Origin of the sequence: Kitasatospora sp. NPDC085879 (genome assembly GCF_040686255.1) — a bacterium.
In the GTDB taxonomy this organism is placed as follows: Bacteria; Actinomycetota; Actinomycetes; order Streptomycetales; family Streptomycetaceae; genus Kitasatospora.
This window is the reverse complement of sequence record NZ_JBFBJZ010000037.1, coordinates 1-6,694: the sequence shown is the minus strand read 5'-3', so window position 1 is coordinate 6,694 and position 6,694 is coordinate 1. Positions and strand designations below refer to the sequence as shown.

Genomic DNA, 6,694 nt, shown 5'->3' with positions numbered 1-6,694 from the left:
TTTTTCTGGCCCGGTGGGGCCGGGCCGGGCTAGCGGGGGGTCGCGTGGGGTGGGGTGCGGCCCCCCCCGGCCGCGCCCGGGGCGGGGGCCCGCGCCGCGGCGATGTCAGCTGCCGTTTCCTGCTTCGCAGTAGTATCGGCGCCCTTCGGGGCCGGCCCAGTTGCACGTGTCGGACTCTGATCCACCGTTCAGGACGTTGGCGTGGCCGACCCCGCCGTCCAGCCTGTCCCTGCCGCCCTCTCCGTAGAGGACGTCGTCACCGATCTCACCGAAGAGGTCGTCGTCCCCGTCGCCGCCGATGAGCGTGTCGTTCCCGGCGCCGCCGGTGATCAGGTCGGACGAACTGCCGCCGACGATCGTGTCATTGCCGTCCCCGCCGTTCAGGATGCCCCGGACCGGGGTGCGGTTGTAGATCTGGTCCGCGCCGCTGCCGCCGACCACCGTGACAGAGCCCAGGCCGGAGGGGCCCCAGCCCGTACCCCGGCTGAAGGTGATGGAGTCGTCGCGGTCGCCGGCGTCGACACGAACACCCGTCAGCCGTCTTCCGACGTCGGAGCAGAGCACATAGCCAGGCGTGACCTCCTCGCAGCCCGGACCTGCATGGACAAGCCACGGCAGGTGGGACGAGCCGGGCACCTGGAGCATGACCTCCACCACGCCCCCCTCGTCGTGAAGGCGGGTGCTCTCCGCGACCTCTATCTGATCGCGGTGACCCGAGGGGGTGGTGATGTGGACCACGCCGTCGGAAGTCACCCAGACATTGGCCGTGGCCGTCACGGCCGGAACGGGTGACGGCCCGGGCAATCCCGGCTCCGGTGCGCCGGCGGCCTGGGCCGCGCCCACGCAGAGCGAGGCCTGGGTGACGCCGAGTGCGGCAGCCATGGCGGCTCGGACGGTTCTACGACTGATGGCCAATTTCCCATCTCCCTGTCGTCAATACGAAGCACATGTCAAGGGCACAGCACTACAGCTGCACTTCGTGATGACGCGGGCCTGCGCAGCCCGGGCCCAGGAATGGTTCGGGCATGGTGGTGATGACATGCCGACCTGGCTGGACGTCATGTGCAGCCATGTCGCGAAGTGCGGCTACCGTTCCAGTCAACAGGGATCGTGTCGGGCGCTTCATGAGTAGGCACCACTCATCTCGACTCGGCTGCGGCGCCGAGCGGACCGGGGGAACGACTGGGGGCCGTCCCGCACATTTCGGCGTGTCCGCGGTGCCGTCAACGAACGTGCCGTCCACCGGAATCCGTGTAGCCTTCCGGCCCGGAGTCCGGTCCAGTGGGCAGTGTCGCTGCATCCGGCCGCATCAGCGCTGCCCAAAATTATGGAGAGGTGTGGAATCGATGGCTCGTGCCACCAGGCACGACAAGGTGTTCGCCCCCTACCTGTCGGGCGACTTCGCGGCTGCCCGGCGCCCTGTCCGGCAGGCCGCCTCCGAGTATTGCGCCGCACCAAGCCCTGAGAGCTTCGAGCGCCTGCGACGCATCCAGACGGCTCTGTTCTTTGCACCGAATGTTCTGTCAGGCCCGGCCGAAGGCAGTGCAGCAGCCGAGGCGTTCACTGACGGGGTGGTGCTGCGCAAGCTGCTGCTCGAAGCAGTGGAAGCCGGTACTCTTCGGGAGTCGGAAACCGTCCGGTTCAGCAACGTCAGACACCTGGAGAGCATCAGGCACGGGGTCTACGGATTGGCCGACGGACTGGCATCCTGTGCCGATCGGCTTGACCGCGGGCACAAGCACGACTGGCTGATCGCTTTCGTCCGCAAAATGCTGGCCGCCTATTACCGTCGGCACGACCACTGGTCCTCCTGCGCCATCGCCATTGCCGGCCGCGAGGTTGAATCGCTGGAGACCTTCGTCGCACGACTTGTTGCAGTGGGTGACCTCTCCGCCCCCCGATCCCTGGCAAGGACGGTCGTTCACCTGCACCGCCGCCAGGTCCATGAACACCGGGTGCAGTGTCGCACGGCGCTCACCCGCTCGCTGCACAGCCTCGCCGACATCTGTGAGCACTCCGGTGATGCCCATGGTGCCCACACCTGTCGGATGGAGGCCGCTGCCGGTCACATCTTCACCAAGGAATCGCTGACGAATCGTCCGTACTGGATCTGAATGACCGTCGATCGGGCCATTCTTCCAAAGCCCACCCGACTTGCAGCCACATTCTGAGCCTTCCCCGGAATGACCTGTCGCGACGCCGGCCCGCCCGACCGATGCCTGCCGCACACCACCCAATAAGGTTATGATGGTCCTCAATCAAAACGACAGCCCTGCAGAGAAGTCGTTCGTAGTTTCCAGGAAGCACCTTGACGCGAATGCGGGTCTGGAAATAGTGGCACGGGATAACAGCCTGAGCCTCTTGAACAGGCATGGTGCGACAGTGTGGGCCATTGAGCATCCACAATGGGATGGTACGTCCTTCGAGATTTCCGCCGACGGGAATCTCCTCTGGGCGACAATGCCCGGCCCCGACTATCCGTGGGAGACCGACGAGGACGAGAGCGAGGAGGAAGAGGAGGACGACGAGGAGGAGTCCGACACCTGCGGTCCGGGGTGGATCGGGGTCCACGACGATCGCCGCATCCACCTGGGTGCCCCGGAGAATCACGGCGATGAGTGGTGGGTGGTGGAGGCCGCCACCGGCCGCGTCCTGGCAACCACCCCGCTCGGCGTGTACCCGGCCGCCACAACGTCCATCGGCCACCCCAACGGGGTGGACGTGGGCCTGGGAATCGGCGTCCACGACGGGCCGAGTGAGACGTTCTGGGGCAGGTACGTCAACGATGCACTGCACGTGGGCATCGTTCCCACTCCCGGAATGCTGGAAGCCATCAGCCCGTCCGGACGCTCCTATCTGACCCTCACCATGTTGACTGCATCCGACACGGGCGGGACGCTGACTCTGAAGGGATTCCCTGACCACCAGGTCATTGCCCAGCGAACAAGTGCCGATCACCTTGCGCCGGGCGAATGGTTCGGCTGGGCCGAATATCTCGACGACGAGCGCATTCTTGTGGAAGTGTTTCAGGCCGCAACAGCACCTCGGAAGATCCTCTTGGACGCCGGCAATCTGACGCTTCTGGGCGAGGCTCAGTCTCCAACCCGTTAGCGAATCCACCGGACAGGAGATCCTGCCCGGGATCACGCGCAAGGCCTCGAGTCGAGCCGGGCACTCGGCCGCCACCGGTGAGTGATCGAGCGGACCATGGCCTGGCTCACCGGCTGCCGCCGCGGCACCCGCCGCTGAGAACGCGACCACGTGCTCCACCTGGCCCTCTGCGACATCGCCGCCACCATCCTCTGCCACACACGACTGACGCGACTCACCACGTAGGACACGGTCTACCGAAAGCAGGATCGCTCCATGGATCGAACAGAGGTTCTCGACAAACTGCGCGCCCTCGGTGAACTGGGGGTGCCAGTGGCCGCGTTACAGCCCCCACTCTCCCTGGACGCCGTCACCGAGTTCGAGAGCGAGCACGGGCTGGTCCTGCCGTCCGCCTACCGGGAATTCATCACCACGGTGGGTGACGGCGGGGCCGGGCCCGGCGGCGGGCTCCCAGCCCTCCGGGACACCCTCCGAGCACTGTGCGACGCCCCCTCCAATGTGCAGTACCTGTACGAAGCGGGGTGGGCAGCCGGTTGGTGGTGCGATGACGAGAGAGCACCCGATCCGGCCCGACTCTTCCCGCTTCATCCCGCCGACCAGAACGACCTGGAGTGCCCGGCGCACACCCATGACGGGTGCCTGTTCCTCGCTGACCTGGGCTGTGGATACCACGACGTGCTCGTCGTGACCGGTGCCGGGGCTGGTGAAGTATGGACCGACTACACAGTCGGTGACGGCTCGTTCAGCAGGTCGGCTCCGGACTTTGCCACCTGGTACGAGCGGTGGCTCGACAACGAGCTGCGGACCGCGCTACGGGCGGCGGCACACAAGGCCCTTGACGAGCAGAAGCCGGCGCCGTCGGCGCTCGACACGTACGCGTACCTCTTCGAGCCGGAAGCATTGGGAGCCCGGACGAGCGGTACCCCGGTCCTGGTCGACCTTGCGCTGGTCAAGCTGAGCCAGGGGCGCCGGGCGTTGGCCGAGGCCCTGTTCGACGAGCTCGACCGGACCAGTGGGGAGAGGGGCCGCGGCACCGTCCACAGCAGCGACTTCGACCGGTGGCTGGCCCAGTACCCGACCCTGGAAGCATCTACTCGGTCACAGCAGCGCCCGCCCGTCGAGGTACTCGGCCACTACCTGTACCGCGCCGAAACGACCGCAGCGGGCGCATCGCCGCCGCCCGACGCCGAGCGGCTCGCCCGGCACCGTTTCGAGGCGGTGCGCACCACGCTGGCCGCCAACCCCTCCACCCCCTCGGCCGCGCTGTCGATCCTCGCCGCCGACGCCTCGACACCGGTCCGGGAGGCACTGGCCGGCAACCCCGCAGCGGACCCGCAACTTCTCGCCGCCCTTGTCCTCGGGGGGCTGGCCCGGTGTCAGTCCGAACCGGACGCCATCTGGACGATCGAGTTGGTGGCCCGCCACCCCCACACCACCCGGGAGTTGCGCGAACGGCTCCTCCACTTCGGTACCGACCAACGACACGAGCTGGGCGCGGTGATCGTACGGTCCCTCGCGCTCAACCCGTCAGCCAAGAAGGAGGAGCTGACGCCCCTGGCGGGGCACGAGGCCCCGTGGATCCGCCACGCAGTCGCGCTCAACCCCGCGACCCCTGCCGCACTCCTGGCCACCCTGGCGACCGACCTCGACCTGCACATCCGAGCAGGGGTCGCCTCCAATCCGGCCACCCCGCCGGACGTCCTCGCCCTCCTTGGCCGTTCCCCGGACACCCTGATCGTCCGCGCGGTCGCCGGGAACCCGGCCACCCCGATCGGGACACTGATAGAGCTCGCATCCCGGCTGCCCTGCCACTACCGGTTCGAGCAGCCCGGGCGGCCGTGGCATGTCAGCCCTCTGGAAGTCGAGGACACCCTGCGCCACCACCCGGCCCTCCCGCCCGACGCGGCGAAGTGCCTGGTCGAGCCTCGCGAGTGGTCGGGCCCGAGCCGGCGGGGCCTGCCGCCGGATGCTCCTGCGAGGGCGGCGGTCAGGGAGGGATACCCCTGGCATCCGTCGTACCCGGCAGCGATGGCGATCGCCGGCCGCGAACTCCTCTACCCGTGGCTACCGCCAGGCCTGTGCGCGGACATCCTCGCCGACGAACGAACGCACGCGACTTCACGCGCGCAGCATCCGGACACGCCGCCGCAGGTCCTGTGTGAACTCGTGGACCATGAGGATGCCTGGGTCCAGAGTGGTGCGGTACATAACCCCAACACCTTGGTGCGGTGCGTGGTGGCTGCGGCCGACTCACCCAAGCAGCCAGTCCGTGCCGCGGCCGCGCTACGGGCAGACCTGCCCCCGGAGGTGCTCGCCGGTCTCGCGAACGACGAAGACGAATTCGTCCGGTCGTTCGTGGCGTCGAACGCCGCCACGCCGGCGCCCTTGATCGCCCGCATGTCCGAAGACGGGTCCGAGTTCGTGCGCCGTCGGGTCGCCGAGCATCCGGCCACCCCACCCGAGATCGTGGACCGGCTCACCGGCGACAGTGCCCGCGCCGTCCGCGCCACTGCCCGGCACCGCCGGCGCAAGGACACCCTCCGCCGCACCCTGGCGACGGAGTCTCCGGACTGACCGCCACCCAGCGGACGGTCATAACTGATCATTTCAGAATGAGTTCGGTTCAGGGGCTTGGCAGTTGAGGTGTTGAGGCGGCAGAGTTCTGCAGGTGTCTGATGATCTTGTGCCGGATGATCTGTGGGAGCGGGTGGCTCCGTTGCTGCCACCGCGTTCGCCGCGACGCCACCGCTACCCCGGTCGGCTCCCGGCGGACGACCGGGCCGCGCTGCGCGGCATCGTGTACGTGCTGTGCAAGAGCGTGAGCTGGCGGGATGTGCCGGCGGAGCGGACCGGCTGCAGCGGGATCACGGCCTGGCGGCGGCTGCGGGACTGGACCGAGGCCGGCGTGTGGCCCCGCCTGCACGAGCTCCTCCTCGCCGAACTGCGGGCGGAAGGCCTGCTGGAGATGGACGACGCGGCGATCGACGGCTCGCACGTCAGGGCGCTCAAAGGGGGGCGCACACCGGACCTTCGCCGGTCGACCGGGGCCGGCCGGGCAGCAAGCACCACCTGATCGTCGACCGGCACGGCACCCCGCTCGCCGTCACCCTGACCGGCGGGAACCGGCACGACGTCACCCAGCTGCTGCCACTGCTGGACGCCATCCCACCGATCCGGGGCCTGCGCGGCAGGCCCCGCCGCCGACCGCGCAGACTCTTCGCCGACCGCGGCTACGACTACGACAAGTACCGCCGCATCCTCCGCCGGCGCGGCATCACCCCGAAGATCGCCCGCCGCGGCGTCGCCCACGGCTCCGGACTCGGCAAGACCCGCTGGGTCGTCGAGCGGACCTTCGCCTGGCTCCACCAGTTCAAACGCCTGCGTATCCGCTACGAGATACGCGCCGACCTCCACCTGGGCCTGCTCCAACTCGCATGCAGCATCATCTGCCTGCGGAAGCTCCGAACCTCATTCTGAAATGATCAGTAACGAGCTGGTGCGTGATTGCGGCGGGGACGCGACGGCCTGAGCTGGGGCGTTGTTCAGGCGGCGGCGGTGCGGTCGGAGACCAGTCCGGCGATGG

At 68.4% G+C, this 6,694-nt stretch carries 5 protein-coding genes; 4 read left to right on the top strand and 1 reads right to left on the bottom strand.

The window, feature by feature from the left end; translation table 11 throughout:
* Window positions 1-105: 105 nt before the first annotated feature.
* A complete protein-coding gene (locus AB0P35_RS25865; RefSeq protein ID WP_363514894.1) occupies window positions 106-777 on the bottom strand; it encodes a calcium-binding protein in 672 nt (223 codons plus the stop codon).
* A 569-nt stretch (window positions 778-1,346) separates the two neighbouring features.
* On the opposite strand from AB0P35_RS25865, the gene AB0P35_RS25860 reads away from it, so the two are divergent.
* The 4 genes from AB0P35_RS25860 to AB0P35_RS25845 all read left to right on the top strand — a co-directional run bounded on the left by AB0P35_RS25860 (window position 1,347) and on the right by AB0P35_RS25845 (window position 6,588).
* Window positions 1,347-2,114: a hypothetical protein gene (locus tag AB0P35_RS25860; RefSeq protein ID WP_363514891.1), complete on the top strand. Its 768-nt coding sequence runs from the start codon at window positions 1,347-1,349 to the stop codon at window positions 2,112-2,114.
* 130 nt (window positions 2,115-2,244) lie between these two features.
* Window positions 2,245-3,111 carry a hypothetical protein gene (locus AB0P35_RS25855; protein WP_363514888.1) on the top strand — a complete coding sequence of 289 codons (867 nt, stop codon included), beginning with the start codon at window positions 2,245-2,247 and terminating at the stop codon, window positions 3,109-3,111.
* 255 nt (window positions 3,112-3,366) lie between these two features.
* On the top strand, window positions 3,367-5,685 hold the full coding sequence (locus AB0P35_RS25850) for an SMI1/KNR4 family protein (protein WP_363514885.1): 2,319 nt from the start codon (window positions 3,367-3,369) through the stop codon (window positions 5,683-5,685).
* A 94-nt stretch (window positions 5,686-5,779) separates the two neighbouring features.
* Window positions 5,780-6,588, top strand: a protein-coding gene (locus tag AB0P35_RS25845; protein ID WP_363514882.1) for an IS5 family transposase whose coding sequence is annotated in 2 segments (ribosomal slippage) — window positions 5,780-6,119 and window positions 6,119-6,588 — 810 coding nt in all. Because the reading frame shifts where the segments join, the coding sequence is not laid out codon by codon here.
* The last annotated feature ends 106 nt before the right edge of the window (window positions 6,589-6,694 follow it).

Bases quoted from the DNA above. Each gene is read 5' to 3' on its own strand.
- AB0P35_RS25860 (WP_363514891.1), top strand. From the start codon at position 1,347: ATGGCTCGTGCCACCAGGCACGACAAGGTGTTCGCCCCCTACCTGTCG.
- AB0P35_RS25850 (WP_363514885.1), top strand. From the start codon at position 3,367: ATGGATCGAACAGAGGTTCTCGACAAACTGCGCGCCCTCGGTGAACTG.
- AB0P35_RS25855 (WP_363514888.1), top strand. From the start codon at position 2,245: ATGATGGTCCTCAATCAAAACGACAGCCCTGCAGAGAAGTCGTTCGTA.